Annotated in this window: 28 protein-coding genes and 1 pseudogene; 10 read left to right on the forward strand and 19 right to left on the reverse strand. The window is 67.6% G+C overall.

All coding sequences use genetic code 11. The features are described 5' to 3' along the window. The first annotated feature begins 5 nt into the window (after positions 1-5). Entirely contained in the window at positions 6-983 is a 978-nt protein-coding gene (gene rsgA / locus ACAV_RS16210) for a ribosome small subunit-dependent GTPase A (protein ID WP_013595660.1), read from the forward strand. Positions 984-1025: 42 nt separating this feature from the next. Here the strand turns inward: rsgA and ACAV_RS16215 are convergent, their stop codons facing one another. The 6 genes from ACAV_RS16215 to rpsP form a co-directional block, all read right to left on the reverse strand. Further along, positions 1026-2018, reverse strand: a complete 993-nt coding sequence (locus tag ACAV_RS16215; RefSeq protein ID WP_041829275.1) for a CobD/CbiB family protein — start codon at positions 2016-2018, stop codon at positions 1026-1028. Positions 2019-2087: 69 nt separating this feature from the next. Further along, the gene (locus tag ACAV_RS16220; protein WP_013595662.1) at positions 2088-2807 is read right to left on the reverse strand and encodes a CoA pyrophosphatase; all 720 of its coding nucleotides are present in this window, start codon (positions 2805-2807) and stop codon (positions 2088-2090) included. Between the two features lie 127 nt (positions 2808-2934). Continuing rightward, positions 2935-3321, reverse strand: a complete 387-nt coding sequence (gene rplS / locus ACAV_RS16225; RefSeq protein WP_013595663.1) for a 50S ribosomal protein L19 — start codon at positions 3319-3321, stop codon at positions 2935-2937. Positions 3322-3466: 145 nt separating this feature from the next. Further along, positions 3467-4234, reverse strand: a complete 768-nt coding sequence (trmD, locus tag ACAV_RS16230) for a tRNA (guanosine(37)-N1)-methyltransferase TrmD (protein WP_013595664.1) — start codon at positions 4232-4234, stop codon at positions 3467-3469. Positions 4235-4240: 6 nt separating this feature from the next. Further along, entirely contained in the window at positions 4241-4816 is a 576-nt protein-coding gene (gene rimM, locus ACAV_RS16235) for a ribosome maturation factor RimM (RefSeq protein WP_013595665.1), read from the reverse strand. A gap of 103 nt (positions 4817-4919) precedes the next feature. Then, positions 4920-5177, reverse strand: coding sequence for a 30S ribosomal protein S16 (rpsP, locus tag ACAV_RS16240; protein WP_013595666.1), 258 nt, complete (start codon positions 5175-5177; stop codon positions 4920-4922). Between the two features lie 123 nt (positions 5178-5300). Here rpsP and ACAV_RS16245 point away from each other — a divergent pair, with 123 nt between their 5' ends. Both ACAV_RS16245 and ACAV_RS16250 read left to right on the forward strand, forming a co-directional pair. Beyond that, entirely contained in the window at positions 5301-5822 is a 522-nt protein-coding gene (locus tag ACAV_RS16245; RefSeq protein ID WP_013595667.1) for a GNAT family N-acetyltransferase, read from the forward strand. Beyond that, a complete protein-coding gene (locus ACAV_RS16250; protein WP_013595668.1) occupies positions 5819-6292 on the forward strand; it encodes a TM2 domain-containing protein in 474 nt (157 codons plus the stop codon). Before ACAV_RS16245 ends, ACAV_RS16250 begins: the two co-directional genes overlap by 4 nt. A gap of 15 nt (positions 6293-6307) precedes the next feature. Here the strand turns inward: ACAV_RS16250 and ACAV_RS16255 are convergent, their stop codons facing one another. Both ACAV_RS16255 and ACAV_RS16260 read right to left on the reverse strand, forming a co-directional pair. Next, positions 6308-7318, reverse strand: coding sequence for an inorganic phosphate transporter (locus ACAV_RS16255; RefSeq protein ID WP_013595669.1), 1011 nt, complete (start codon positions 7316-7318; stop codon positions 6308-6310). 29 nt (positions 7319-7347) lie between these two features. Then, on the reverse strand, positions 7348-7995 hold the full coding sequence (locus tag ACAV_RS16260; protein WP_013595670.1) for a DUF47 domain-containing protein: 648 nt from the start codon (positions 7993-7995) through the stop codon (positions 7348-7350). A gap of 317 nt (positions 7996-8312) precedes the next feature. Between ACAV_RS16260 and ACAV_RS16265 the strand changes: the two genes are divergently transcribed. Then, the gene (locus ACAV_RS16265; RefSeq protein ID WP_013595671.1) at positions 8313-8915 is read left to right on the forward strand and encodes an outer membrane beta-barrel protein; all 603 of its coding nucleotides are present in this window, start codon (positions 8313-8315) and stop codon (positions 8913-8915) included. A gap of 90 nt (positions 8916-9005) precedes the next feature. On the opposite strand, the gene ACAV_RS16270 is transcribed toward ACAV_RS16265, so the two are convergent. From ACAV_RS16270 to ACAV_RS16295, 6 genes and pseudogenes are all read right to left on the reverse strand, one after another. Further along, a complete protein-coding gene (locus tag ACAV_RS16270; RefSeq protein ID WP_013595672.1) occupies positions 9006-9734 on the reverse strand; it encodes an ABC transporter ATP-binding protein in 729 nt (242 codons plus the stop codon). A gap of 2 nt (positions 9735-9736) precedes the next feature. Next, positions 9737-10519 carry an ABC transporter ATP-binding protein gene (locus ACAV_RS16275; protein WP_013595673.1) on the reverse strand — a complete coding sequence of 261 codons (783 nt, stop codon included), beginning with the start codon at positions 10517-10519 and terminating at the stop codon, positions 9737-9739. Positions 10520-10543: 24 nt separating this feature from the next. Next, a complete protein-coding gene (locus tag ACAV_RS16280; protein WP_013595674.1) occupies positions 10544-11620 on the reverse strand; it encodes an ABC transporter permease subunit in 1077 nt (358 codons plus the stop codon). Positions 11621-11633: 13 nt separating this feature from the next. Further along, positions 11634-12563, reverse strand: a complete 930-nt coding sequence (locus ACAV_RS16285) for a branched-chain amino acid ABC transporter permease (RefSeq protein WP_013595675.1) — start codon at positions 12561-12563, stop codon at positions 11634-11636. Between the two features lie 314 nt (positions 12564-12877). Continuing rightward, positions 12878-14182 carry a replication-associated recombination protein A gene (locus ACAV_RS16290; protein WP_013595676.1) on the reverse strand — a complete coding sequence of 435 codons (1305 nt, stop codon included), beginning with the start codon at positions 14180-14182 and terminating at the stop codon, positions 12878-12880. Between the two features lie 22 nt (positions 14183-14204). Further along, a pseudogene (locus tag ACAV_RS16295) lies at positions 14205-14618 on the reverse strand (AAA family ATPase); the annotation flags it as partial. 173 nt (positions 14619-14791) lie between these two features. On the opposite strand from ACAV_RS16295, the gene ACAV_RS16300 reads away from it, so the two are divergent. Next, a complete protein-coding gene (locus ACAV_RS16300) occupies positions 14792-15391 on the forward strand; it encodes a uracil-DNA glycosylase family protein (RefSeq protein ID WP_013595678.1) in 600 nt (199 codons plus the stop codon). Positions 15392-15584: 193 nt separating this feature from the next. Then, positions 15585-15941, forward strand: a complete 357-nt coding sequence (locus ACAV_RS16305; protein WP_013595679.1) for a DUF1304 domain-containing protein — start codon at positions 15585-15587, stop codon at positions 15939-15941. Positions 15942-15975: 34 nt separating this feature from the next. Here ACAV_RS16305 and lolA read toward each other — a convergent pair whose 3' ends face one another. Together lolA and ACAV_RS16315 are read right to left on the reverse strand one after the other, a co-directional pair. Then, on the reverse strand, positions 15976-16611 hold the full coding sequence (gene lolA, locus ACAV_RS16310; protein ID WP_013595680.1) for an outer membrane lipoprotein periplasmic chaperone LolA: 636 nt from the start codon (positions 16609-16611) through the stop codon (positions 15976-15978). Between the two features lie 44 nt (positions 16612-16655). After that, positions 16656-18995 carry a DNA translocase FtsK gene (locus ACAV_RS16315; protein ID WP_013595681.1) on the reverse strand — a complete coding sequence of 780 codons (2340 nt, stop codon included), beginning with the start codon at positions 18993-18995 and terminating at the stop codon, positions 16656-16658. Between the two features lie 213 nt (positions 18996-19208). Between ACAV_RS16315 and trxB the strand changes: the two genes are divergently transcribed. The 3 genes from trxB to rpmG all read left to right on the forward strand — a co-directional run bounded on the left by trxB (position 19209) and on the right by rpmG (position 20832). After that, positions 19209-20168, forward strand: a complete 960-nt coding sequence (trxB, locus tag ACAV_RS16320; RefSeq protein ID WP_013595682.1) for a thioredoxin-disulfide reductase — start codon at positions 19209-19211, stop codon at positions 20166-20168. Positions 20169-20416: 248 nt separating this feature from the next. After that, positions 20417-20650, forward strand: a complete 234-nt coding sequence (gene rpmB / locus ACAV_RS16325; RefSeq protein WP_005797187.1) for a 50S ribosomal protein L28 — start codon at positions 20417-20419, stop codon at positions 20648-20650. An 11-nt stretch (positions 20651-20661) separates the two neighbouring features. Next, positions 20662-20832 carry a 50S ribosomal protein L33 gene (gene rpmG, locus ACAV_RS16330; protein ID WP_011796484.1) on the forward strand — a complete coding sequence of 57 codons (171 nt, stop codon included), beginning with the start codon at positions 20662-20664 and terminating at the stop codon, positions 20830-20832. 86 nt (positions 20833-20918) lie between these two features. On the opposite strand, the gene ACAV_RS16335 is transcribed toward rpmG, so the two are convergent. Next, entirely contained in the window at positions 20919-22487 is a 1569-nt protein-coding gene (locus tag ACAV_RS16335) for an aminotransferase-like domain-containing protein (protein ID WP_013595683.1), read from the reverse strand. 237 nt (positions 22488-22724) lie between these two features. Between ACAV_RS16335 and ACAV_RS16340 the strand changes: the two genes are divergently transcribed. Beyond that, positions 22725-23198 (forward strand): hypothetical protein, encoded by a 474-nt coding sequence (locus tag ACAV_RS16340; RefSeq protein WP_013595684.1) that lies wholly within the window; start codon positions 22725-22727, stop codon positions 23196-23198. A gap of 43 nt (positions 23199-23241) precedes the next feature. On the opposite strand, the gene ACAV_RS16345 is transcribed toward ACAV_RS16340, so the two are convergent. Next, entirely contained in the window at positions 23242-24456 is a 1215-nt protein-coding gene (locus ACAV_RS16345; protein WP_013595685.1) for a DesA family fatty acid desaturase, read from the reverse strand. A gap of 139 nt (positions 24457-24595) precedes the next feature. Then, complete coding sequence (locus ACAV_RS16350) at positions 24596-25870, reverse strand: RsmB/NOP family class I SAM-dependent RNA methyltransferase (RefSeq protein WP_013595686.1); 1275 nt, start codon at positions 25868-25870, stop codon at positions 24596-24598. Positions 25871-25971 lie beyond the last annotated feature (101 nt).

The following is a 25971-nucleotide window of genomic DNA, read 5'->3' on the forward strand; positions in this document are numbered from 1 at the left end:
AAGCAATGGCTGAGCGCTCGGGCCCCCTCGAAGGCCTGGTCGTGGCCAGCCACGGCCGCCACTGCCTGGTCGAAAGCCCCGACGGCTCGCGGCGCATCTGCCATCCGCGCGGCAAGAAGAGCCAGGCGGTCGTCGGCGACCGCGTGCTCTGGCAGGCCCCGCCGCCTGGCCAGGGCGACGAAGGCACGATCGAGAAAGTGCTGGAGCGCCGCAATCTGTTCTACCGGCAGGACGAGATCCGCACCAAATCGTTCGCCGCCAACCTGGACCAGGTCCTGATCCTCATCGCCGCCGAGCCGGTGTTCTCCGAAAGCCAGCTCGCGCGCGCCTTGATCGCAGCGGAGGCCGAGCACATCGCTCCGGTCATCGCCCTCAACAAGAGCGACCTGGTGGAGCCCTTCGAGCGCGCCTGGCAGCGGCTCTGGCCCTACCGCCACATGTGCGGCGACGGCGCCGGCCGGCACCACTACCAGGTACTGCCGCTGTCGCTCACCCACTCGGCGGAGGTGGACCGTGCCGCGCTGCGCGAGCAGTTGCAGGGCAAGACCACGCTGGTCCTGGGGCCCTCCGGATCGGGCAAGAGCACGCTCATCAACCTGCTGGTCCCCCACGCATCCGCGGTGACGGGTGAAATATCCCAGGCGCTCAATTCGGGCCGGCACACCACCACCACGACCACGTGGTACTGGGTGGACCCGCAGGACCGCACCACCGCCCTGATCGACTCGCCGGGCTTCCAGGAGTTCGGGCTGCACCACATCGGTGCCGCGGACCTGGCCCGGCTCATGCCGGACATCGGCCAGCACGCGGGCGAGTGCCGCTTCTACAACTGCACCCATCTGCACGAACCCGGCTGCGCCGTCATGGCGCACGTGGACGAGCCCGATGCCTCGCTGGTACCGGGTTCGGGCCGCATCGGTGCGAACCGCTACCAGATCTACCGCCAGCTGTACGAGGAACTGAGCACGCATCGCCACTGGTGAGCGGTGCAGCGGAGGGCCGGCGCCCGGGGCAGTGCCCAGGCCTCAGCCGAGCAGGCGGGCCAGGGTGAGCAGGGCGAGCAGCAGCATCCACACCACGACCGAGCGCCATACCAGGCCCACGACGCCGCGCAGGTGGGCCACCTCCGGCTCCCGGCCCGGCGTGCTGTCGCCACCGGCCGGCACAGGCTCGGGTGCCAGGACGCCCTCGCCCAGCGCGTCCTGGCGTGCCTGCAGGACTTCGCCACCGAGGCGCACGTTGATGGCACCAGCAGTGGCCGCGAGGATCACGCCATCGTTGTCGTTGGGAAAATGCTGCGCATGGAAGCGCCAGCCGTCGATGGCTTCCTCGAAGCTGCCCACCACGGCGAAGCTGAGGGCCGTGAGGCGCGCGGGCAGCCAGTCCACCACCGTCCAGGCCTGGGCGGAGGCGCGCTGCAGCGGCTCGCTGCCGGGATGCACGAGGCTGGCCCCGCGGCCTCCAGCCTTCCAGTAGCGGGAGACGAACTCCGCGAGCCGGTAGAACACCGCGCCCGCGGGCCCCAGGCCGAGGGCCGCCAGGATGGAGAACCAGGCCAGCACCCCGAAGACGTGCCGGTGCGCCGCGATCACCGAATACTCGATCACGTGCCGCACGATCTCGCTGCGCGGCAGCAGGCCCACGTCCACCTGCTGCCAGGCAGCCAGGCGGGCCCGGGCGGCGTCCTCGTCGCGCTCTTCCAGCGCATCCCGGATGTTCGTGAAATGGTGGCTGAACTGCCGGAAACCCAGCGTGAGATAAAGCACGGCGATGCTCCACACCACCGCCGCCGGCCAGCCGATGGCCACCATCAGCAGCCAGTGCACCCCCAGTACGGCCAGCGACGGCACGCACACCGCGAGGGTCCATGCCACCCAGCCATGGTGCGGCTTGCCGGCATCGAAATTGCGGCTCACGGACAGCGCCCACGCGCGCACGCCGGCATGGATCGGGTTGCTGCGGGCCAGCGGGCGGGCCTGCTCTATCAGCAACGCCATGAGGATGGCAAAGAAGCTCATGCCGGCAATCATACTGGGCCGTAACCACAGGAAACACTGTGGCCCGACGTCTTCCGGCGCACCGCCCGCTCAGGCCAGCAGGAACCGGTAGAAATTGCGCAGCATGCCCGCCGTGGCACCCCAGATGAAGTGCGTCTTGCCCGTCGCCGGATCGGTGTAGGGCATGGAGAACCACTCGCGCCGGGCACCGCCGATGTCGAAGGCATGGCGCCGGTGGTTCGACGGGTCCAGCAGGAAGGCCAGCGGCACCTCGAAGATATCGGCCACTTCATAAGGGTTGGGCTGGAAGCTGCCTTCAGGGTGGACCAGCGCGACCACGGGCGTGACGAGGAAGGCCGTGCCGGTGGCATAGACGGGCAGCGTGCCCAGCACCTCCGCCCTGCCGCTATCGAGGCCCACTTCTTCGCGCGCCTCGCGCAGCGCTGCGGCGGCGGCGTCCGCATCGCCCGGATCGACGCGCCCGCCCGGGAAGGCCACCTGCCCCGAATGGTTGGACAGGTGCGCGGTGCGCTCCGTCAGCAGCACGGTCGGCTCATCGCGCTGCATGATCGCCAGCAGCACGGCGGCATCGCGCGGCGCACGGGCCGTCATGGCCCGCTCGCGCAGCACGTCGGGTGTCCAGGACGGCGGCGCGGCGAAGCGCCGGCGCAGCGCCTCGGGCGTCCACGCAGCGGCCGGCACCGCGGGCAGGTGGCCGTCCGTCCCCAGCACCGGAGCAGTCCGGGGATCGAACCCTGGCAGGGCTGTCAGCGGCCCGGTGGCGGCCGCGGTGGATGGGGAAGAGGACATGCGTCGAGGTTCTACGGCGTGGGCGGACAAATGCGCGCCCCCGGGGGGGGGTGCAGTGCGGCGGCCATGAAAAAAAGCCGCTACAGGACCCTGTAGCGGCTTCGGATGCCAGAGCGGCAGCCCGTCCTCAAGCGGCGGGAGCGGCAGCCTTGTTGACGCGCGAGGGCAGCTTTTCCTTGATGCGCGCGGACTTGCCGGAACGGTCGCGCAGGTAGTACAGCTTGGCGCGGCGGACGTCGCCGCGGCGCTTCACTTCGATGCTGGCGATCAGCGGGCTGTAGGTCTGGAACGTACGCTCCACGCCTTCGCCGCTGGAGATCTTGCGCACGGTGAAGCCGCTGTTGAGGCCGCGGTTGCGCTTGGCGATCACCACGCCTTCGTAGGCCTGCACGCGCTTGCGGGTGCCTTCCACGACGTTCACGCTCACGATGACGGTGTCGCCGGGCGCGAATTCGGGGATGGTCTTGTTCAAGCGGGCGATTTCTTCCTGCTCGAGGGTCTGGATCAGATTCATTGTGGATTTCCTTGCGATCATGGCCGCGCCAGGATTGGCAGGCGTCGGGATTGACGCATGGTGCTGAAGGGCTGCCCCGGCAGCCCTGAGGCCACCCATTGGAAGCGTCCGCCAGCGGCCGGACAGAGGATCGAAAAGCCTGCCATTATAGCAAGCCGTTCAGTTTCGCCAAGACGGCTTCATCCGAGCGGTCGAGGCGACCCGCCGCGCGCGCCGCCTCGACGAGGTCCGGCCGGTGCCGCGCCGTCACGGCAAGCCGCTGGTCGCGCCGCCAGCGCTCGATCTGCGCATGGTGGCCGGACAGCAGCGCAGCGGGCACCGCCCGCCCCTGCCACGATTCCGGGCGGGTGTAGTGCGGGCAGTCCAGCAGGCCGTCCAGCGCCGCGTTGAAGCTGTCCTCCTGGTGGCTGCCGGCGTCGTTCAGCACGCCGGGCTGCAGCCGGGCCACCGCGTCGAGCAGCGCCATGGCGGGGATCTCGCCGCCGGAGAGGACGAAGTCACCCAGGCTGAGCTGCACGTCCACATGGGCATCGACGAACCGCTGGTCCACGCCTTCGTAGCGGCCGCACAGCAGCACCGCGCCGGTGCCGGCGGCCCAGCCTGCCACGCCTTCGTGGTCCAGCCTGCGACCGATCGGCGAGAACATCACCAGCGGCGCCACCGCCTCGGCTGCCTCGCCGCGGTCCGCGCGGATGGCCTGCAGGCAGCGCTCGAGCGGCTCGGCCATCATGACCATGCCCGGCCCTCCGCCGAAGGGGCGGTCGTCCACGCGGCGGTAGTTGCCCTCCGCATAGTCGCGCGGGTTCCACAAGCGCACGTCCACGAGGCCGGTGGCATAGGCCCTCCGCGTCACGCCACTGGCGAGAAACGGCGCGAACAGCTCCGGGAACAGCGTGATGACGTCGAAACGCATGGCGGCTCAGTAGTCCGGCTGCCAGTCCACCACGATGCGGCGCCCGGCGACATCCACCTTGTCGACGAAGGCGGAGACGAAGGGAATCATGCGTTCGCCCTCCTTGCCGCCCTCCTGCGGGAACGACAGCACCAGGGTCGTCTGCGGCCCCGTGGCGAGCAGCTCGCGCACCGTACCCAGCGCGACGCCCTCGCGGTTGACCACCTCCAGGCCGATGAGATCGACCCAGTAGTACTCGTCCTCGGCCGCCGTGGGAAAGCTCGAGCGGGGCACGAAGATGCGGGCCCCCCGCAGCGCCTCGGCGGCATCCCGGTCATCCACGCCCTGGGCCTGCGCGACGACGGAGTCGGAATGCTCGCGCGCCTGGCGGATGGGCAGCAGCACGGTTCCCGTGAAAAAGCTCTTCGCGCCCTTCTCGCTGGGCTGAAGGTACCACCGCTTGGAAGAGAAAAGCGCCTCGGGGTCGGCGCTGTAGGGCAGCACCTTGAACCAGCCCTTGACGCCCCAGGCGTCCGCGATGCGCCCCACTTCCACCGCATCGGCGGGCAGGTCGGCGGGATCGAGGGTGGGAAGGGCGGGCATGGCGAAAGAGGGATGAAAAGAAAAAAAGCGGGCTCCGTTTGCCGTGGCAACGGAGCCCGCCTCGTTCCGGGAAGATGGATCTCCCGGCTCGACTGACCGAGGATCAGGCGGCGACGGCCTTCTTGGCGGCCTGCTTGATCAGGCGCTCGACGGTGTCGGACGTCTGGGCGCCCACGCCCTTCCAGTACGTCAGGCGGTCCTGGGCGATGCGCAGGCCTTCTTCGCCTTCCTTGGCGGTGGGGTTGTAGAAGCCCAGGCGCTCGATGAAGCGGCCGTCGCGACGCACGCGCTTGTCGGCAACGACGATGTTGAAGAACGGACGGCCCTTGGAGCCGCCGCGGGAGAGTCGAATCACGACCATAATGAATCCTTCGGGTGGGTGACAGCAAAATCTGTCGAGGTTTTGCGGCGTTTGAGACACGCGACATGGCCACCCGGCCAGCGACACGCTGCAAAGCCCGCGATTATATCCACATCCCGACGTATGCCCAATATCCGCCCGAGCCGCGACGAAGATCTTCCCGCCATCACCGCCATCTATGCCCACCATGTGCTGCACGGCACGGGCACCTTCGAGACCGATCCGCCGAGTGCTGCCGACATGGCGGCCCGGCGTGCGGACGTGCTGGCGCGCGGCCTGCCCTACCTCGTGGCCGAGGAACAGGGAGAGATCCTCGGCTTCGCCTATGCCAACTGGTTCAAGCCGCGCCCGGCCTACCGCTTTTCCGCGGAAGACTCGATCTACGTGGCGGACGCGGCCCGCGGACGCGGAGTGGGACGGCTGCTGCTGGATGCGCTCTGCGGCGCCGCCGAGGCGGCGGGCGTGCGCAAGCTGCTCGCGGTGATCGGCGACTCCGCCAATGCCGGCTCGGTCGGCGTGCACCGCGCCGCCGGCTTCACAGAGATCGGGGTGATGCGCTCGGTCGGCTGGAAGTTCGGCGCGTGGCGCGACGTGGTGCTCATGGAAAAGCCCCTCGGCGCCGCGGACACCACGGCGCCCGAATGAGCCGGGCAACGCGCATGGCCCGCCCGAAAAGCAAGACAGCCGCTGCGTGGCTCGCCTTCCTGGGCGGCCCGCTGGGCCTGCACCGCTTCTACCTGCACGGCATGGGCGACATGATGGGCTGGATGCTGCCCATCCCCACCGCGCTGGGCATGTACGGCATCCAGCGCGTGCAGCAATGGGGGCAGGACGACCACCTGAGCTGGGTGCTGGTTCCGCTCCTCGGCTTCACCATCGCCGGCTGCGCCCTGCGGGCCATCCTCTACGGACTGATGCCGCCGGAGCGCTGGAATGCCCGGTTCAATCCCGCCGGAGACCCCGAAGCGCCCGCGGGACGCACGCGCTGGGCGACGGTGTTCGCGATCGCGCTGGCGCTGATGGTCGGAACAGCCGTGCTGATGGCGAGCCTGGCGTTCAGCTTCCAGCGCTACTTCGAGTACCAGATCGAGGAAGCGCGCAAGATCTCGCAGTAATGCCGGGCGGCCCGGTCAGTACATCTGCAGGCTGATCCAGTAGGCGATGGCGGCCACGAAGGCGCTGGCGGGAATCGTGAGGATCCATGCCCAGACGATGTTGCCGGCCACGCCCCAGCGCACGGCGCTGGCGCGCTGGGTGGAGCCCACGCCGACGATGGCGCCGGTGATGGTGTGGGTGGTGGACACCGGGATGCCGAGGGCCGTGGCGAGGAACAGGGTCATCGCCCCGCCCGTCTCGGCACAGAAGCCGCCGACGGGCTTGAGCTTGGTGATCTTCTGGCCCATCGTCTTCACGATGCGCCAGCCGCCGAACATGGTGCCCAGGCCGATGGCCATGTAGCATGCGATGATGGTCCAGGTCGGGGGCGCCGTGTCCGAGGCGGAGGCATGCCCGGTGGCGATCAGCAGCAGCCAGATGATGCCGATGGTCTTCTGCGCGTCGTTGCCGCCGTGGCCGAGGCTGTAGGCGCCGGCGGAAAGCAGTTGCAGGCGGCGGAACCACTTGTCCACCTTGCTGGGCCGGGAACGGCGGAAGATCCACGCCACGGCCACCATCATCAGGGAGCCCAGCAGGAAACCGAGCAGCGGCGACACGAAGATGAACGCCACGGTCTTGAAGATGCCCCCGGAAATGAGCGACCCGATGCCGCCCTTGGCGATCACCGCCCCCACGATGCCGCCGATCAGCGCGTGCGACGAGCTGCTGGGAATGCCGTAGTACCAGGTGATCACGTTCCAGGTGATGGCCCCCACGAGCGCGCCGAAGATGACGTGCGTATCCACCACCCCGGGCTGCACGATTCCCTTGCCGATGGTGGCGGCCACGCTCAGGTGGAAGACGAAGATCGCGACGAAGTTGAAGAACGCGGCGAAGACGACGGCCTGCGTGGGCTTGAGCACGCCGGTGGAGACGACCGTGGCGATCGAGTTGGCGGCGTCGTGGAACCCGTTCATGAAATCGAACAGGATGGCCAGCGCGACCAGGAGGGCGACGACCCACAGGGCGGTTTGTACGGTTTCCATGCTTTGAGAGCGCTTGCGTCCGCCGCGGATCAGGAGTTCTCGAGGATGATGCCCTCGATGTGGTTGGCCACGTCCTCGCACTTGTCGGTGATGGTTTCCAGCAGCTCGTAGATGGCCTTGAGCTTGAGCACCTCGCGCACGTCGGGCTCTTCGCGGAAAAGCTTGCTCATGGCACTGCGCATGACGCGGTCGGCGTCGCTTTCCAGGCGGTCGATTTCCTCGCAGGTCTTGAGCGCCGCCTCGGCCACGCCCGGATCGGCGATCTTCTCCAGCAGCTTCACGGCATCGCGCAGCCGCTCGCAGCATTTCAGGCTCAGGTCCGTCAGGCGGGTGATCTCTTCGGTCATGTGGCGCACGTCATAAAGCGCCATGGTTTCCGCCGAGTCCTGGATCAGGTCGGCCACGTCGTCCATCGTGTTGATGAGCGAATGGATCTGCTCGCGATCGATCGGCGTGATGAAGGTCTTGTGCAGCGTGCGGTTGACCTCGTGCGTCACGCGGTCGGCCGCGCGCTCGGCGTTGTCCACGTCCTGGTTGTACTTGTCGCGCAGGTGCGGGTCGTTGTAGTTGGCGACGAGCTGGGAGAAGGCCCTCGCCGCCTCGACGATGCGGTCCGCATGCTGGTTGAACATCTCGAAAAAATTGCCCTCGCGGGGCAACAGCTTTCCAAACAACATGGGGACTCCTGGACGACTGGCAGGCATGCGCCACATCCGGCGGCTGCCGCATTGTGACGAAATGGTGACGATTTCAAGAAAGGCGCGAGTTTAACCGCGACCGCGATCCCGCTCCGATCCGTAGAGATGCCGCCCGATGCGCAGCGTTGCGCCGACGCATGCACCGCTTGTGAGCGCATTCCTACAGCCGCGACACGTGAGTGCCCACAAACCTGCAGTGCCCCGGCCCTTCCAATGGCCCAAGGCCCGTGCGCGGGCCGAGGTGCAGCAGCCCACCCTGCCACCGCCCAGCCGCCCTCCCACTAAAAGGAAAACCCATGCACACACCGAACCGCTCCTTCCGGCTGCTGTCCTGCGCCCTCGCGCTCGCCTGCGGCACCGTGGCAGCCCACGCGCAGGCCAGCCGCGCGACCGGCAACTCCTTCATCCCCGCCACGCAGCAGGGCTACATCGGCCTCAGTGCGGGCCAGTCCAAGTACGACCTGCGCAACGGCACCAGCCTCTTCAACTTCGATGACAGCGACACCGGCTGGAAGCTCTACACGGGCGGCTTCTTCCACCCCAACTTCGGGGTGGAGTTCGGCTACCTGAACTTTGGCACCGCCAGCCGCCTCGGTGGAGACACCAAGGCGCAGGGGCTGAATTTCAGCCTGGTGGGCCGTGCCCCGATCGGCGACCAGTTCGACGTCTTCGGCAAGCTCGGCACCACCTACGGCCGCACGAAGACGTCCGGCGACCCCGGCTTCGGCGTGGCCACGGGCAACGACAGCGGCTTCGGGCTGTCCTACGGCGCAGGCGTGCGCTGGGCCTTCAATCCGCAGTGGGCCGCCGTGCTGGAGTGGGAGCGCCACCGCCTGCACTTCGCCGACGGCAAGTCGGATGTGGACATGACGACGCTCGGCGTGCAGTACCGGTACTGAGCCCCCAGGCCACGCCCTTCCCTTCCGGAAACGCAAAAGGCCCCTCGCGGGGCCTTTTTCTCGTCCATGGCGCCGGGGCGCCATGGCGCGTCACTCGCCCAGGTAGGCGGCGCGCACGCGCGGATCGCTCAGCAGGTCCTGGCCCGGGCCGGTCATGGTGATCAGGCCGGATTCCATCACGTAGCCGCGGTCGGCCAGGGCGAGCGCACGGCTGGCGTTCTGCTCGACCAGCACGATGGTCACGCCCAGGGCATAGACGTCGCGCACCACCTCGAAGATCTTGTCCACCATGATGGGGGACAGGCCCATGGAGGGTTCGTCCAGCAGCAGCACCTTGGGCTGGCTCATGAGTGCGCGGCCCATGGCGAGCATCTGCTGCTCGCCGCCGGACATGGTGCCCGCGAGCTGGTCCTTGCGCTCGCGCAGGCGCGGGAAGATGTTGAACATCTTCTCGATGTCGGCCTGGATGCCGGCCTTGTCATTGCGCGTGTAGGCGCCCATCAGCAGGTTCTCGGTGATCGTCATGCGCGCGAACACGCCGCGGCCCTCGGGCACCATCACCAGCCCCTTCTTCACGAGGTCCCAGGCGCCCTTGCCGCGGATGCTCTCGCCCAGGTAGTGGATGTCGCCGTCGTTCATCGCCAGCGTGCCGGTGATGGCCTTCATCGTCGTGGTCTTGCCGGCACCGTTGGAGCCGATAAGGGAGACGAGCTCGCCCTCGCGCACCTCGAAGTCCACGCCCTTGACAGCCTGGATGCCGCCGTAGGCCACCTTCAGGCCCTTCACGGACAGCAGTACGTTGTTGGATTTCTCGGCCATGCTCAGTGTCCTCCGGTGCCCAGGTAGGCCTCAATCACTTTTTCATTCTTCTGCACGTCGGCAGGGGTTCCTTCGGCAATCTGCTTGCCGTAGTCGAGCACGGTCACGCGGTCGCACAGGCCCATCACCAGCTTCACGTCGTGCTCGATGAGCAGGATGGTGCGGTTGTCGCGGCGGATGCGGTCGATCAGTTCGCGCAACTGCACCTTCTCGGTGGCATTCATGCCGGCCGCGGGCTCGTCGAGCGCGATCAGCTGGGGATCTGTGGCCAGGGCGCGCGCGATCTCCAGGCGGCGCTGGTCGCCGTAGGACAGCGTGCGTGCCTTGAAATCGGCGTACTTGCCGATGCCCACGTAATCGAGCAGTTCCTGCGCGCGCCTCGCGATCGCAGCCTCTTCCTCCTTGAAGGCCTTCGTGCGGAAGACCGCGCCGATCAGGCCGGACCGCGTGCGGATGTGCCGGCCCACCATCACGTTCTCGAGCGCCGTCATCTCGGCGAAGAGGCGGATGTTCTGGAACGTGCGCGCGATGCCTGCCTTGGCGACCTCGTGCACCGCCGTGGGTTCATAGGGCTTGCCGGCCAGCTGGAAGGTGCCGCTGTCGGGCGTGTAGAGGCCCGTGATGACGTTGAAGAAGGTGGTCTTGCCTGCGCCGTTGGGACCGATGAGTCCGTAGACCTGGCCGCGGCCGATGGTGATGCCCACGTCGGACAGGGCCTGCAGCCCGCCGAAGCGCTTGGAAATACCGGCGACCTGCAGCACCACTTCGTTGGTTGTTTCTGCCATGTTCATTGCTCTCGAAGGGTGTTCTCAGGACTTCTGCACAAGGCTCTTGCCGTGCTCGGGCGACGGCCAGAGGCCGCGCGGGCGCATCAGCATGATGATGATCATGGCCAGAGCGATCAGCAGCTGGCGCAGGATGGCGGAGTCGAGGCGGCCGTCCGTCATGGACTGCAGCGGGCCGGCCACGTAGCGCAGCACCTCGGGCAGCGCGGACAGCAGCACGGCACCCAGGATCACCCCGGGGATGTGGCCGATGCCGCCCAGCACCACCATGGCGACGATCATCACCGACTCCATCAGGCTGAAGGACTCGGGCGACACGAAGCCCTGGAAGGCACCGAACATCGCGCCGGACACGCCGCCGAAGGACGCGCCCATGCCGAAGGCCAGCAGCTTGAGGTTGCGGGTGTTGATGCCCATGGCCTTGGCGGCGATCTCGTCCTCGCGGATGGCCATCCAGGCGCGGCCGATGCGCGAGTCCTGCAGCCGGTAGCAAATGATGACGCTGAACACCACCAGGATCAGGAACAGGTAGTAGTAGAGCGTGACGGAGTTGATGTCGTAGCCGAACAGCTCCAGGCGCCGCCCGAGATCCAGGCCGAAGATCTTGACCGAGTCGATCTGGCCGATGCCCTTGGGGCCGTTGGTCAGGTTGATGGGGTGGTCCAGGTTGTTCAGGAAGATGCGGATGATCTCGCCGAAGCCCAGCGTCACGATGGCGAGGTAGTCGCCGCGCAGCTTGAGCGTGGGAGCCCCCAGCAGCGCACCGAATATCGCGGCCACCAGCGCGGCCAGCGGTATCACGAGCCACAGGGAGGTGTGCAGCCCGTTGGGAAACATGGCCGCGAAGCTCGCGAAGGTATCCGACAGGTGGGGGGACGCCATGAGGCCGAAGAGGTAGGCCCCCACGGCATAGAAGGCCACGTAGCCGAGGTCCAGCAGGCCGGCGTAGCCGACCACGATGTTCAGGCCCAGGGCGAGCATGACGTAGAGCAGCGCGAGGTCGGCGATGCGGACCCAGGCGTTGCCGAAGGACTGCAGGATGAGCGGCAGGACGAGCAGCGCGATGGCGCCGATGATCCACTGGGCTTTGTTGTTTTTCATGGGAATGCTCTCCTCAGGCACGGTCGGCCACACGCTCGCCCAGCAGGCCCGAGGGGCGCAGCGTGAGGATGATGATCAGCACGATGAAGGCGAAGATGTCGGTGTAGTTGCTGCCCAGCAGGCCGCCCGTGAGGGTGCCGATGTAGCCCGAGCCGATGGCCTCGATGAGCCCCAGCAGGATGCCGCCCACCACCGCGCCGGCCAGGTTGCCGATGCCGCCGAACACGGCCGCCGTGAAGGCCTTCAGGCCCGGCAGGAAGCCCATGGTGTGCTGGGCGGTGCCGTAGTTGGAGGCGTACATGATGCCGGCGATCGCGGCGAGCACGGCGCCGATGATGAATGTGGCCGAGATCACCATGTCCGGCTTGACGCCCATCAGGGCGGCGACGCGCGGGTTCTCCGCGGTGGCGCGCATGGCGCGGCCGAGCTTGGTGTAGTTGACCAGGTAGACCAGCGAGGCGAGCGAGATGGCCGTGACGGCCAGGATCAGCACCTGCGTGGAGGTGATCACCGCACCGCCGATCTGGAACGGCGTGGTCGGCAGCAGCGTGGGATAGGGCTTGTAGTTCGGCTTCCAGATGATCATCGCCAGCGTCTGCAGCAGGATGGACATGCCGATGGCGGTGATCAGGGGAGCGAGCCGGGGGCTGCTGCGCAGCGGACGGTAGGCGACCTTTTCGATGGTGAAGTTGAGCGCGGCGGCGACCACGCAGGCGATGATCGTGGCCAGCAGGAGGATGACCCAGCCCGGCGCGCCCGGCATGGCCTCCTGCATCAGCCCGATGCAGCTCCAACTGGTCAGCGCCCCGATCATGAGCACTTCCCCGTGGGCGAAGTTGATCAACTGAATGATGCCGTACACCATTGTGTAGCCCAAGGCTATCAAGGCGTACATGCTGCCGAGGACCAGACCGTTGATGATCTGCTGCAGCAAAATGTCCATAGAAAAAGTCCTTCGTTGATAACGTCCCATCCCGTTATTGGGCCGGGAATCGGTTCAGCCTTTTGGGCCCGATTGCCATGTAGCAAAAAACCCGCCAGGACAGGTGCCACGCGGGTTTGGTGCGGGATTGTAGCCAGATGCCTTGCGGCCGCCTTACCACGGCTGGACGGGGTTTTCCCGGGGATGGGCAGGGCATCAGGAGCCCGCATAAGCCATTAGGTGCACTGATCCATTCGGGCACGGACGCGGGGCCGGGCGTCCGCATGTGCGAAGGCGAGGCGACCATCCGTCGCCCCGTCCTCCGGGACTTCACCTCATTTCCTGCCGGCTTCTTCGTCCCAGCTTCTGAGGGTGGCCAGCTTCTCCGCGATCTTCACCTCCAGACCCCTGGGCACGGGTCGGTACCAGCCCGGCTCGTCCATGCCGTCGGGAAGGTAGGTCTCCCCGGCAGCGTAGGCGTTGGGCTCATCATGCGCGTACCGGTACTCATGGCCGTAGCCCAGCTCCTTCATGAGCTTGGTCGGTGCGTTGCGCAGGTGGACCGGCACTTCACGGCTCTTGTCTTTCTTCACGAAGGCCCGGGCCGCGTTGTAGGCGTTGTAACCGGCGTTGCTCTTGGCAGCCACCGCCAGGTAGATCACGGCCTGCCCCAGGGCCAGCTCGCCCTCCGGGCTGCCCAGCCGTTCATAGGTCAGCGCTGCGTCGTTGGCGATCTGCATGGCCCTCGGATCGGCCAGCCCGATGTCTTCCCACGCCATGCGGACAATGCGCCGCGACAGATACCGTGCGTCCGCACCACCGTCCAGCATGCGTGTGAGCCAGTAGAGGGCCGCGTCCGGGTGGGAACCGCGCACCGACTTGTGCAAGGCTGAAATCTGGTCGTAGAAATTGTCCCCGCCCTTGTCAAAGCGCCGACTGTTCAAGGTCAAGGCGTTCTGCAAGAAGTCAGCCGTAATCTCCGTGATACCAGAAGCTTTCGCTGCCGTGCTGGTCTGCTCCAGCAGGTTCAAGAAGCGCCGTGCGTCGCCGTCTGCGTAGCCAATGATGGTGTCCCTCGCAAGGTCGTCAAACACCAGATGACCGAGGGCAATGTCTTGAGCACGCTTCAACAACAGCTTCAGTTCTTCGTCGGTCAGTGACTTGAGGACATAGACCTGAGCACGCGACAACAGCGCCGAGTTCACCTCAAAAGATGGATTCTCAGTCGTGGCCCCAATGAACGTGACAAGCCCGCTTTCCGCATAGGGAAGAAGAGCGTCTTGCTGCGACTTATTGAACCTGTGAATTTCGTCCACGAACAAGATCGTGTGCTTGCCCATTGCCAAGTTCTGCTGTGCCTGCTCCATAGCGGCACGGATGTCTTTGACACCAGAGAACACCGCCGACAAGGCTATGAACTCGCACTTGAAAGCCGTGGCTGTGAGTCGGGCCAAGGTCGTTTTGCCAACGCCTGGCGGCCCCCAGAAGATCATGGAGTGTGGCTTGCCTGACTGAAACGCCAGCCTCAAGGGCTTGCCTTCCCCCAGCAAATGCGACTGCCCAACAACCTCGTCCAAGGTCTTCGGACGGAGGGCTTCTGCCAGTGGAGCGGAGGGCTCTTGTGCGAACAGATCAGCCATGCTTCACCCCCACTGAACAACGGGTAAGCACAATAAATTGCACAAACGACTTTCTAAGCCATTGATTTATAAAGTGGTTGACAGCTTTGTTGAACCGGTGGATTTCATCGACGAACAGGATCGTGTGCTTGCCCATCGCCAGGTTGTGCTGCGCCTGATCCATCGCCGCACGGATATCCTTGACACCGGAGAACACGGCAGACAAGGCGATGAACTCGCACTCGAACGCCGTGGCCGTGAGCCGGGCAAGGGTCGTCTTGCCCACGCCCGGCGGCCCCCAGAAGATCATGGAGTGGGGCTTGCCCGATTCGAACGCGAGTCTCAGCGGCTTGCCCTCCCCCAGCAGGTGCGACTGCCCGATCACCTCGTCCAGGCTGGCTGGGCGCAGGGCTTCGGCCAGGGGAGCGGCAGGAGGAGTGGAGAACAGATCGGCCATGGCGGTGGATTGCGATGCAGCGAAAGAACGTGGGTTCGGGAAGGGAAACCGGCAGGAGCGAACGGGAAAGACGGGCCGCCGCGCCCATTATTCCTGCTGGCGGTATCCTGCACCAATCCGGGGGCTCCGCGCTGCAGGCCGACGCCGCGAGACGTCCCGCACCTTCCCACGACATGCCGCGCCCCCTGCCCGATCTCGCCCCCCTGCTGCGCAGCGTGCGCAGTTGCACTCTGTGCGCGGGCAGCCTGCCCCTCGGGCCGCGGCCCGTGCTGCAGGCATCCGCCGGCGCGCGCATCCTGATCGCGGGACAGGCACCGGGCCGCAAGGTGCACGCCAGCGGCATTCCCTTCGACGACGTGAGCGGCGAACGGCTGCGTGACTGGATGGGGGTGGACCGGGAGACGTTCTACGATCCCGGGCGCATCGCGATCGTCCCCATGGGCTTCTGCTACCCCGGAACCGGCCGCTCGGGCGACCTGCCCCCGCGCCCGGAATGCGCCGCCACCTGGCGCAAGCCGCTGCTGGACGCCCTGCCCGGCATCCGCCTCACCATCGTGCTCGGCGCGTACGCGCTCGCCTGGCACGTGCGCCGCACGCCTGCCCCCTTGTCCCTGACCGACGCCGTGCAGGACTGGCGCCGCGGCGCGCCGGGGCTGTGGGTGCTGCCGCATCCCAGTCCACGCAACAACGGCTGGCTGAAGCGCCATCCGTGGTTCGTCGACGAATTGCTGCCCGCCCTGCGCCAGCAGGTGGCGGACGTACTCACGGGCTGACCGCGCCGGAGCGCACACCTGCTTCGGCAACGCCAGGCATGGCAGGCGAAGCCATGCCCCGATATGCGAAGCGACAATCCACGGCCGGGGCCTGGAGTCCGCGAGGTGCCAGGCCAGGCGCCGCACCGCGCGCACAATCCGGCGTCGCGCGCTTGCCCGAGGGCACGCCCCCCCCAACCCCGGAGACACATCCATGCATTTCGCTGCCCATGCCGTCGCCGCGCTGATCGCGCTGCTGCACATCTACATCCTCGTTCTGGAGATGTTCCTCTGGGACAAGCCGGCAGGCCTCAAGGCGTTCCGGAACACGCCGGAGCGCGCGGCGGACACGAAGGTGATGGCCGCCAACCAGGGGCTCTACAACGGCTTCCTGGCGGCCGGGCTGCTCTGGGGCCTGTGGCTCGGCGGGCCGCACGGGCGCGCCGTGCTGACCTTCTTCCTGCTGTGCGTGCTGGTGGCCGGACTCTACGGCGCCGCCACGGTGGCCCGCAAGATCCTGTACATCCAGACGGTGCCCGCGGCACTGGGCCTGGCACTGCTCTGGATCTAGCAGGCAGGCCGGCGGTGCCCGGCCCTGCCGGGCATCACTGGCGCACCACGTCCGCGCCCTGCGGGGGCTTGAACTCGAAGGTGGAGGCCGGCAGGGACGCACTGGACTGGACGTTCGCGAAGCGGATCACCGACCGCTGGCCGAAGCTGTCGAGGATGTCCAGGGCCGCGAGCTGCTCGCCCTGGAAGCCCACGCGCACGCTCTTGAGCTGGCCGTCCCTGGTCTTCGGGGTGGCCAGCACCCACTGCAGGCCGTCCTGGTCCGGCGCGGATTCGAGCGTGAAATCCTTGCGCAGTGCCTGCAGGTCGGGCGCGGAGGCCAGCAGCGCGGCGGGCGTGGTGCCCAGCGCCTGTGCCTGTGCCCGCTGGGTGACCTGGTTCAGGTCGGCGTCATAGAGCCAGAGCGACTTGCCGTCGGCCACGATGGTCTGGGCGAAGGGCTTGGTGTAGGTGAACTTGAAGCGCCCCGGCCGCTGGAACTCGAAGGTGCCGGAGGAAGTCCTGGTGCGCGGCGCCTGGCCGTCCTTCGGGGGTGACGTCACGGTCTGCGTGAAATCCGCGCGCCCGGCCTGGGCGCCCTTCATGAACGACTCCAGGCTCCCCAGGCCGTCGGCCCAGGCGCTCTGGGCACCGACCGCGATCGCGGCGATCGCCAACCACTGTTTCATCATGCTTCGATCCAATCCTTGTCGTCCAGGCTCCGGCATGCCGGCGGTCACTCGCGGTGGGGCACCAGCACCTCGCGCTGCCCGCTCGCGGTGAGCGCGCTTACGAGGCCGGCCTTTTCCATGTCTTCCAGCAGGCGCGCGGAGCGGTTGTAGCCGATGCGCAGCTTGCGCTGCACGTACGAGATGCTGGCCTTGCGGTCCTTGAGGACCACTTCCACCGCCTGGTCGTACATGGGGTCTTTTTCTCCGCCTTCACCCCCCCCGCCGCCTTCGCCGAAGGCGCCATCGTCGCCCTCCACGGTGCCGCCCTCGAGCACGCCTTCGATGTAGTCGGGCTCGCCCTGGCTCTTGAGGTAGCTGACGACACGGTGCACCTCGTCGTCGGACACGAACGCCCCGTGCACGCGGATGGGCAGCCCGGTGCCGCTGGCCATGTAGAGCATGTCGCCCATGCCCAGCAGCGCCTCGGCGCCCATCTGGTCCAGGATGGTGCGGCTGTCGATCTTCGAGCCCACCGAGAAGGCGATCCGGGTCGGTATGTTGGCCTTGATGAGGCCGGTGATCACATCGACGCTGGGCCGCTGCGTGGCCAGGATGAGGTGGATGCCGGCCGCCCGCGCCTTCTGCGCCAGCCGCGCGATCAGCTCCTCGATCTTCTTGCCCACCACCATCATGAGGTCGGCCAGTTCGTCGATGATGACGACGATGTGCGGCAGGCGCTCCAGCGGCTCGGGCTCCTCGGGGGTGAGGCTGAAGGGGTTGTAGATGAACTCCTCGCGCGCCTTGGCCTCGTCGATCTTGGTGTTGTAGCCCGCGAGGTTGCGCACGCCCAGTTTGGACATGAGCTTGTAGCGCCGCTCCATCTCGGCCACGCACCAGTTCAGGCCGTGCGCGGCCTGCTTCATGTCGGTGACCACGGGCGCGAGCAGGTGCGGTATGCCCTCGTAGACCGACATTTCCAGCATCTTGGGGTCGATCATCAGCAGGCGCACGTCGCGCGCCTCGGCCTTGTAGAGCAGCGAAAGGATCATGGCGTTGATCCCCACCGACTTGCCGGAACCCGTGGTGCCGGCCACCAGCACGTGCGGCATCTTGGCGAGGTCGGCCACCACCGGATTGCCCACGATGTCCTTGCCCAGGCCCATGGTGAGCATGCTCTTGGCCTCGTGGTAGATCTGCGAGCCCAGGATCTCCGAGAGGCGGATCGACTGGCGCTTGGCGTTGGGCAGTTCCAGCGCCATGTAGTTCTTGCCGGGGATGGTCTCGATCACGCGGATGGAGACCAGCGACAGCGACCGGGCCAGGTCCTTGGCGAGGTTCACGATCTGCGAACCCTTCACGCCGGTGGCGGGCTCGATCTCGTAGCGGGTGATCACCGGCCCGGGCATGGCCGCCACGACGCGCACCTCGACACCGAAGTCCTTGAGCTTCTTCTCGATGAGCCGGCTGGTCATCTCCAGCGTCTCGGGCGCCACGGTTTCCTGCCGGACCTGGGCGCCATCGAGCAGGTCCACCTGCGGCAGGCGGCTGTCGGGCATTTCCGTGAAGAGGGGCTTCTGCCGCTCCTTCACCACGCGCGCGCTCGGGGGAGCGTCCGCCATGAGCACGGGCTCGATGATCTGCACGGGCTGCGGATGGTGTTCCTGGATTTCGTGGCGCTCTTCCTGCACCACCTCCTCGCGCTCGCGGGCGGCGCGCTTGCCGACGGCGACATCGCGGGCCTTCTCGCGGCTTGCCCGGCCGAACTGGACCAGTCCGTCGATGCGGCCGCCCAGCCGTTCGGCCAGTTGGCCCCAGGAGAAGCGGAATACCAGCGCGGCGCCCGCCACGACCGCGATCACGGCCACCAGGCCCGAGCCGGTGAAGCCCAGCCACTTCACGCCGGCGGGGCCGGTGATGTAGCCGAGCACGCCGCCGGCATGGCCGGGCAGCAGGGGCTCCAGCCGGTACAGGCGCGACCACTCGAGAGCCGTGCTCGCGCACAGCAGCAGCGCGAGGCCGCTCCAGAACATCAGCCGCCGTGCCAGAGGGCTCTGCCCGGGCGTCGCGGATTCCCCCCCGCGCATCCAGCGCGCGAGCGAGGCGATCCAGGCGCGCACGCCCGCGGCCACGCACCACCACACGGAAAAGCCGAGCGCGAAATAACTGCTGTCGGCCAGCCAGGCGCCCAGGCGCCCGGCCCAGTTCGCCATGAGCCGGCTGTCGTGCGCGCCGGAGGTGGACCATGCGGCGTCCTGCGCCGAATAGCTGGCCAGGGCCAGCAGCCAGAAAACCAGGGCCAGCAGTCCGACCACCAGGCCGATCTCGTGGCCGAAGCGCGCGGCCATGCTGCGCGGCGCCGATCTGCCCCCGGCAGAAGCATTGAGGGTATTGAGGGAGTACGTCATAGGTCGAAGAGCGCGGCAAGCTTACCCGATGCCCTGCTCTGCGGTCAGGGGCGCAGGGGCCTCGCCCGCCCCTGGCGCCGTCCGGGATTCCAACTGTTTCCTACAATCGCGGCGATTGAAAACCCCGTCCCCGCGCGGGCCCGCCCCGGGTGGATACTCGGGCAACCGGCCGCATCTGCGGAAAAGTCCCGGCACAAACTCTTACTTTTCACCATGTCCACTACGCAACACGCCAAAGTCATGATCCTGGGCTCCGGCCCTGCCGGCTACACGGCCGCCGTGTACGCCGCCCGCGCCAACCTGAACCCGGTGCTGATCACCGGCATCGCACAGGGCGGCCAGCTCATGACGACGACGGAAGTGGACAACTGGCCTGCCGACGTGAACGGCGTGCAGGGACCGGAGCTGATGCAGCGCTTCCTGGAGCATGCCGAGCGCTTCAAGACCCAGGTGGTGTTCGACCACATCAACCAGGTGGACCTGTCCAAGCGCCCCTTCACCCTCACCGGCGACAGCGGCACCTACACCTGCGATTCGCTCATCATCGCCACGGGTGCGTCGGCCAAGTACCTGGGCCTGCCTTCCGAAGAGGCGTTCATGGGCCGCGGCGTGTCCGGCTGCGCGACCTGCGACGGCTTCTTCTACCGCGAGCAGGACGTGTGCGTGGTAGGAGGCGGCAATACCGCCGTGGAAGAGGCGCTCTACCTCTCCAACATCGCCCGCAAGGTGACGCTGGTGCACCGCCGCGACAAGTTCAAGGCCGAGCCCATCCTGGTGGACAAGCTCAACGAGAAGGTCGCGGCCGGCAAGATCGAACTGAAGGTATTCCACACGCTCGACGAGGTGCTGGGCAACGACGGCGGCGTGACCGGCATCCGCATCAAGAGCACGCTGGACGGCAGCACGCAGGACATCGCGCTGCAGGGCTGCTTCATCGCGATCGGCCATGCGCCCAACACCGGCATCTTCGAAGGCCAGCTGACGCTGGAGAACGGCTACATCGTCACGCAGGGCGGGCTCAAGGGCTTCGCCACGCAGACCAGCGTGCCCGGCGTGTTCGCGGCCGGCGACGTGCAGGACCACGTCTATCGCCAGGCCATCACCAGCGCCGGCACGGGCTGCATGGCGGCACTCGACGCGCAGCGCTTCCTGGAGCAGGAAAGCGTGATCTGACGCACGCCCTGTCCGTCCGCGCGGGTTGAAGCCGTGCGGGCTGGACATCCTTCCGAAGGCCGCGCTATAATGCGCGGCTTTGCTGCATCTTGCGCACTGCTTTTTCAAGCAGGCCGCCTACCGCAGCAGATACCAACCGGGTTACCGCCACCCTATCTGGCGAGGTGAGGCTGTCGGGACAGGCTCCGCAATTCCCAAGCGGAGCGTGCATGTCCTGCGGCTGTATTTGAAAATATCGGAGTGTCCTCATGGCACGCGTCTGCGACGTCACGGGCAAGAAGCCCATGGTCGGGAACAACGTTTCCCACGCCAACAACAAAACCAAGCGCCGGTTCCTGCCGAACCTGCAATACCGCCGTTTCTGGGTCGAGAGCGAAAACCGCTGGGTGCGCCTGCGTGTTTCCAGCGCCGCCCTGCGTCTGATCGACAAGAACGGCATCGATTCCGTGCTCGCCGACCTGCGTGCACGTGGCCAGGCTTAAGGAGTAGCACCATGGCAACCAAAGGCGGACGCGACAAGATCAAGCTGGAATCCACCGCAGGAACCGGCCACTTCTACACCACCACCAAGAACAAGAAGACGATGCCCGAGAAGATGTCGATCATCAAGTTCGACCCCAAGGCTCGCAAGCACGTCGAGTACAAGGAAATGAAGCTGAAGTAAGGCGCGAGCCCCTTCCAGCGCTTTCCTGCAAAAGCCGCCCCACCGAGGGCGGCTTTTCTTTTTCCCGCGCGTATCGGAACCTGTTCTCAGGCCGCAGCGGCCCGGCGGCCCTCTTCCCGCAGCGGCGCACGGCCGGCTTTCTGTCGCAAGGCATCGCACTGGCCGGCAAGCAACTCGCCCAGCACCCGGTAGCCCTCTTCCACCGCCGGCGTGAACGGCATGCCGCAACTGAGCCGCAAAAAGCGTTCGTAGCGGCCGGTATTGGAGAACATGGGCCCCGGCGCCACGCGGATGCCGCGCGCCAGGGCGTCGTCGTAGAGCCGTGTCGAGGACAGGCCTGCGGGCAGCTCCAGCCACAGGCTGATGCCGCCGGGCGGCAGGCTCAGGCGTGTTCCCGCGGGGAAGTACCGTGCCACGGCACGCGCCGACTGCTCGCGCTGCTCCTTCAGCGACGCCCGCATGCGGCGCAGGTGGCGGTCGTAGGCGGGCGAGCCCACGGTGCGGGCGGCGAGCAGCTGCGACCATGTCTGCATGTTGCGCGTGCGGGCGAACTTGAGCATCTGCACGCGGGCATTCCAGCGCCCCGCACTCATCCATCCCTGGCGCAGTCCCGGTGCAAAGCTCTTGCTGAGGGAGGCGCAGTAGATCACCTGCCCTGCGTCCCCCGGGCGGTCCCAGGCCTTGGCAGGCCGCATCGGCTGGGCGGACTCGACGAACTCGCGGTAGATGTCGTCCTCGATGAGGGCAAGGCCATGCTCCACGCACAGCGCGACGAGGCGCTCCTTGTGGGTATCGGGCATGACGCTGCCCTGGGGCATCTGCAGGTGCGGCACCACCACCACCGCCTTGAGGCGCGGCTCGTTGCGGGCCGCGAGTTCCAGGGCCTCGATCGATATGCCGGTATGGGGGCTGCAGGGAATCTCGAGCGCGCGCAGGCCACGCACCTCGATGGCCTGCAGGATGCCGAAGAAGGTGGGCGATTCGACCGCGATCACGTCGCCGGGCTCGGCCACTGCATCGAGGGCGAGGTTGACGGCCTCCGAGTTGCCGTGCGTGGCGCCGATGCCCTCGGGCGCGAGGCTCAGGCCGAAGCTCAGTGCATGGTGCGCCATGGCCCGCTGGAATTCCGGATGCGTGGAGGGCGCGGACGGGCTGTACACGAGGATCTCGGGCTGCTCGCGCAGCAGCCGGATCGCGAGGCGGTTGAGCGCCTCGGCATCGAACAGCGCGGGCGCCGGCATGGCGCTGCCCAGGTCCAGCGCCAGGGGCGCCCGGCGGGCTTTTTCCAGGAAGGTGGAGATGCGCTCGTTGATGCCGGCGAACACGTGCGGATCCGGTGCGAGCGGCTCGTGCAGCTCCGGCTCGCGGGCGGCGGGCAGCGAGGACACGCGGCCGGGAACGGAGGCGAAGTACCCCACCCGCTCGCGCGCCTGGGCGAAGCCTTCGGCTTCGAGGTGCCGCAGCACCTGCAGGGCGGTGGTGAGGCTCACGCCGTGGCGCTGGCACAGCTCCCGGACGGAGGGCAGGCGCTGGCCGGGCTGCAGGCTGCCGGCCGCGATGGCCTGCGTGTACAGGCCGGCGATCTGCCGGTAGCGCGGCTGGGCGGCAGCCTTCGCGGCGGGCGGCTGGGGAAATTCGGCGACGGAATCGTGCATGGCGAAGACGCCTCGGCGGAAGCGAAACGGGAACATGGCCCTGGAAGGCCGATCCGGCCATCATGCCGTGGACCTGGGCGGCCGCACAGATACAGACAGGCCACGCCCGCACCATAACAGAGACAGGAAAACCCGCGCTGTTCCCCTCTGCAGGCGGACAGCCTGTGCCTGTCCCCACACCAGGGTTCTCCCTAGGATGAAGCCCTGTTCCGTTGCATTCCGCCCCAAGGAGAAACCATGCCGCACACCACCCGCCCCACCGCCGCCGCCCCTGCGGCAGGACGTTCCGCCCCCGCGGCTTCGCCGCTGTCCGTGCAGCCCGGCCAGAAGCTGCTGGTGTGCCTGCCGCCCGGCGCCTCGCTGGTGGTGGAGAGCGGCCGGCTCGCCCTGCGGTCCGGCCCGGTCGTCTGGGGCCAGGTGGTCGCCTCCCAGATGGACCTGGGCCATATGGAAGCCGGGCAGTGCCGGGAGGGTTTGCCGGGTTCCGCGCCGGAGTGGATGGAAGTGTCGAATCCTGGGCACGCCACGGCGCATGCGGTGCTGCTGGAGCCGGCACCAACCCTTTCGCCGCTGGGTGCCATGCTCCGGACCGGCGTGGCGGGCCTGGCCGGGACCGCCAGGGCGGCGCGGGCGCTGCTGGCCGCCGTGGCGGCATGGGCTGGATCGCGCCGCCGGGCGGCAGCCGGCCCGCACGCCACTACGGCACGGTAAACCCCGCCAGCCGGGGCCGCGGCTGCCGCGATGGGCTTGGGCGTCAGACCTGCGCGGCCCGCAGCCTCAGGGAGAACTCGCGCAGCGCGGCGACGCCGCTCTCCTCGGCGCGGCGGCACCAGGCCTGCAGGTCGGCCGTCAGCTGTTCACGCGACTGCGAGGTGTTCAGCCACAGCTGGCGCAACTCCTCGCGCATGGTGACCATGGTGTCGAGCACCGGGTGGGCCGCACGGGCGCGGGCGAGCTGCTCCCGGGCGCGCGCGGGCACCTTTTCGGCATCGCGGTGCAGCCAGCGGCGCGCTGCGCGCAGTACGGACACATCCGCCTTGCGGGCCTTGAGGGCGGCGATCTCCTGGCGGCAGGCGCGGCGCACGCCGCGCGCATAGCCGGCCATGACCTCGTAGCGGTTGGCGATCAGGGCCTCCAGGGTCTTCTCGTCGGCCACCGGCTTGACGGCGCCCAGGCGCAGCTTGGGCGGCACCTTCCTGACAGTGGCCCAGCCTACGCGGCGCATCAGGCTGATGTAGAGCCAGCCCACGTCGAACTCGTAGGGCTTGACCGAGAACTTGGCCGAGGTGGGATAGGTGTGGTGGTTGTTGTGCAGTTCCTCGCCGCCGATCACGATCCCCCAGGGCACGAGGTTGGTGCTGGCGTCCTGCGCCTCGAAGTTGCGGTAGCCCCAGAAATGGCCGATGCCGTTGACCACGCCCGCCGCCCAGAACGGGATCCAGAGCATCTGCACGGCCCAGACGGTGGCGCCGATGGCACCGAACAGCAGCAGGTCGATCACCAGCATCAGGCCCACGCCCTGCCACGCGAAGCGGCTGTAGAGGTTGCGCTCGATCCAGTCGTCGGGCGTGCCGTGGCCGAACTTCGCCAGGGTCTCCGCATTGCCGGCTTCGGAGCGGTACAGCTCGGCGCCGCGCCACATCACGGTGTCCAGGCCCCGGGTCTGCGGGCTGTGGGGATCGTCGGGGGTCTCGCACTTGGCGTGGTGCTTGCGGTGGACGGCCACCCACTCCTTCGTGACCATGCCCGTTCCCACCCACAGCCAGAAGCGGAAGAAGTGCGACGGCACGGCGCCGAGATCCACCGAGCGGTGTGCCTGGGCGCGGTGCAGGAAGATCGTCACGGCGGCGATCGTGATGTGGGTGGTCACGAGCGTGTAGAGGACGATCTCCCACCAGGACAGGTCCAGCAGGCCATTGGCCATCCAGGCGAGGATGGCGTCGAAAACGGCCCGGTCGGGAAGGTGCATGGGAAGCCTTTTGAAGAGAGCGGACGGAAAAACTGCCCGATGAAGGGCACTTCAGCGATTTTAGAAGCCGATGCGCCCCGGAAGTTGCACAAGACCGCGCAATGCGCGGTGTTTTCACCGGCAGATCAGCCGGGGGAAATCAGCTTTTTCGAGTCCACACCGCGGCGAAGAAACCATCGGTCTGGTGCAGATGGGGCCAGAGGCGCAGATAGCCAGTGCCACTGGCGCCGCCGCTGCACAGTCCGGCCGCACCCTCGACCTTGAGCTGCTCCAGCAGCGCGCCCACGTCTTCCGCCACGAAGTCGGAATGTGCCGCACTGAAGGCTTCCGCGATACCCTCGTTTTCCTCGGGGAGGATGCTGCAGGTGGCGTACACCAGGCGTCCGCCCGGCTTGAGCAGGCGCGCTGCGCTCTGCAGGATGGCGGTCTGCTTGGCCACCAGTTCCTGGACGGCCTGCGGCGACTGCCGCCATTTCAGGTCCGGGTTGCGGCGCAGGGTGCCCAGGCCGGAACACGGTGCATCGACCAGCACACGGTCGATCTTGCCGGCCAGGCGCTTGATGCGCTCGTCGCGCTCGTGCGCGATCGCGGCGGGGTGCACGTTGGAGAGGCCGCTGCGGGCCAGCCGCGGCTTGAGCGCGTCGAGCCGGTGGGCGGAGACGTCGAACGCGTAGAGCCGCCCGGTGCTGCGCATGGCCGCGCCGATGGCGAGCGTCTTGCCGCCCGCGCCGGCGCAGAAATCCACCACCATTTCGCCGCGGCGGGGCTGCAGCAGCAGGGCGAGGAGTTGCGAGCCTTCATCCTGCACCTCGACGGCGCCGCGCACGAACGCATCGAGCTTGGTGAGCGCCGGCTTGCCCTCCACGCGCAGGCCCCAGGGGGAATACGGCGTGGGCACGGCGGGAATGCCGGCCTTGGCCAGTTCCTTCTGCACGTCGGCACGCTTGGCGTTCAGGTCGTTGACGCGCAGGTCGAGCGGCGCCGGCTGGGCCAGGCTGTCTGCCAGGGCCCAGAAGCCCTCGCCCACCTGGCGCCGGAGCGGCTGCACGAGCCATTCGGGCAGGTTGTGGCGGTGCGGCTCCAGCAGGTCCGCCGCCGGTACGGCGTCGCACTGGTCGAGCCAGCTCTTCTCGGCATCGGAGAGCGCGCTCTTGAGGAAGTCGCGCGGGCCGTGGAAGCCCAGGATGGCGAGGCGCCGCTCGCGCGGGCCCGAGCCGGAGCGCGCCAGCTGCTCGAACAGCAACTTCTTGCGCAGCACGGTGTAGGCGGTCTCGGCGAGGGTGGCGCGTTCGCGCGGACCGAGGGAGCGGTGGTCCCGGAAATAGCGGGACACGACGGCATCGGCGGGGTGTTCGAATTGAAGGGTGAGCCTGACGAGTTCTGCGCAGGCATCCAGGAGGGCTTTCGGGTGCATGGGGCGATTGTCCCATCCATGCGTGCCGGCAGCGCCGCTGTTACGGAATGCAATGCGCTGCAAAAGAAAACCGTATGCGTTTTTCCGGCACGCCGTGCGCT

The organism is Paracidovorax avenae ATCC 19860 (assembly GCF_000176855.2).
Taxonomy (GTDB): Bacteria; Pseudomonadota; Gammaproteobacteria; order Burkholderiales; family Burkholderiaceae_C; genus Paracidovorax; species Paracidovorax avenae.